Origin of the sequence: Aurantimonas sp. C2-5-R2 (assembly GCF_036549495.1) — a bacterium.
Classification (GTDB): domain Bacteria; phylum Pseudomonadota; class Alphaproteobacteria; order Rhizobiales; family Rhizobiaceae; genus Aurantimonas; species Aurantimonas coralicida_A.
Genome location: NZ_JAZHLJ010000202.1, coordinates 1 through 1999 on the forward strand (window position 1 = coordinate 1; position 1999 = coordinate 1999).

1 protein-coding gene and 1 pseudogene are annotated in these 1999 nt (G+C 57.0%); both read left to right on the top strand.

Annotated elements, in window-relative coordinates:
* A pseudogene (locus VQ044_RS24915) lies at nt 1-272 on the top strand (IS256 family transposase); the annotation flags it as partial.
* 187 nt (nt 273-459) lie between these two features.
* Nucleotides 460-1773, top strand: coding sequence for an ATP-dependent Clp protease proteolytic subunit (locus VQ044_RS24920; RefSeq protein WP_327650339.1), 1314 nt, complete (start codon nt 460-462; stop codon nt 1771-1773).
* The last annotated feature ends 226 nt before the right edge of the window (nt 1774-1999 follow it).

A 1999-nucleotide genomic window follows, 5' to 3' on the forward strand; every position in this document is an offset into this window, starting at 1 on the left:
TAAAGCTGCCCACGGAGCTTCGCCGGTCACTGGCCTGCACCAACATCGCCGAGAACATGATGGGAACGATCCGGCGCGTCACCCGCAACGTCAAACGGTGGCGGGACGGCAAGATGGCCCTCAGATGGATCGCCGCCGGCATGATGGAGGCGGCCAAGGGCTTTCGCAGGCTCAAGGCTCACAAGCAATTGCCGATCCTCAGGGCCGCCCTTCTTGCCCATCAGCAGCGCCTTGCTGAAAAGCCCGTTGCCTCCGTTTCCAGGGCCGCGTAACCTTCAACCCCGGCAACGTCGTTCGCCGAAGTTCAACAAACTTCGGGACATCCCCGGTGCGACCACGGGGTAGATGCATGCTTAGAGTCATTGTTCCAGTTCTCGCAGCGCTCGGGGCCGCTGTCACTATGCCAGCCTACGCCCTCGATGTATCGGTCGAGAAATCCNGCGACCACGGGGTAGATGCATGCTTAGAGTCATTGTTCCAGTTCTCGCAGCGCTCGGGGCCGCTGTCACTATGCCAGCCTACGCCCTCGATGTATCGGTCGAGAAATCCCTCAGCCTCGGGCCGTTAGGCGTGAGCAATAGTGTCTATCTGTCTGGACCCGTTGAGAATGGCGATGCTGAGAAGGTTTGGAACGCCATCCGCACGCTCGATATCGACCACCCGGGCACAAGTCTTCACGTGACGATCAGCTCTCCGGGCGGTTCCGTGAGCGAGGCTCTTAAACTCGGCCGATTGCTGAACTCGCTGCCAACCATGCTCCCTCTCACGATAACGTCGACAGTCGGAACCAGAGGAGAGCCATTGGCTGAACCGGGCGATTGCGCGAGCGCCTGCGTTCTCATCTACCTGGGTGCGACGTACCGCTATCTTGATCCAGCTAGCCGAATTGGCGTCCACCAATTCTCATTTCGCGGTGATACCGAGATCAGCCCAGATGAGGCAGTCTCTGTCTCGCAACTACTCGCTGCCGACGTATCCGATTATCTCCAAGAGGTTCGTGTCGACCCAGCGTTTTTTTCCGTAATGTCTCAGACATTCCCGGAGGACATTCACTGGATAGATCACGATAAACTAAAGGAGATGAGGGCAGTCAATGAACACATATATGATCAGAGTGCCGAATACAAAAATGTAGATGGAAACTACTACCTTCTGCTCTGGCAGCAGAGCTTCTGGGGCGAAAACAAAATTGTGGCCGCTTGTTCAAACGGAAGCATGGGATTTGTAGCCTACCTGCAACCCCCCGACTTGGCGCAGGTGGCGGCAAATGAGCACAAGCTGACGCTTGTTGCTGACGGGGAAGATTTCACACCCGCTTGGAACGAGGTGCCGAGACCAACGGCTCGCTTCGGCGCGGCCGAGTTTTCGCTCGGTCCCGCCGACCTGGCCCGCTTCGCATCCGCTCGAAGTGTTGGCGCTCGTATGATGATCCCTGGTGCGTCAGTCTTTTTTGGCTTCGAGATGGACGTGCCTGATAGCAAACTCCACGACACGATCGTTGGCTGTGCTAAATCGGCTTCTGCATCTGTGGCCCAACCGGAGTTGGTTTCGCCAGAAGCAATGACGCGCCTGCCGGGGTTTGATTTCACCGGGAGCGATGTCCTGCCCGACGGCCTGCGCAACATTACGCTGAATGCCTGCGAAGCGGCGTGCCAAGGCGAGCCATCATGTCTTGGCGTAAGCTATGTCATCGAAACGCAATGGTGCTGGCCGAAGCACACACTCTCGGCTCCTCGGCGATTGGAGGGTGTCGTGAGTTCCGTCAAAAAATAGACAGGCATCCAATTCTATGTCGTGGCGCGACAATCTGGTGAGAGGCGCGAACCTACATTCTGGTCGAGCCGCACTACATATGGTGCTTCATTATAGGCGTCGTACCTACTGCGCTTGCTCCTCATCGAGGGCGTACTTAGAGCCTGATTCAAAAGTTCAGCAATAGATCCAATATCTTGCGATGCGCCTCGTGAGCATTCGGATGCTGGCGATGAGCGTCCAGGCC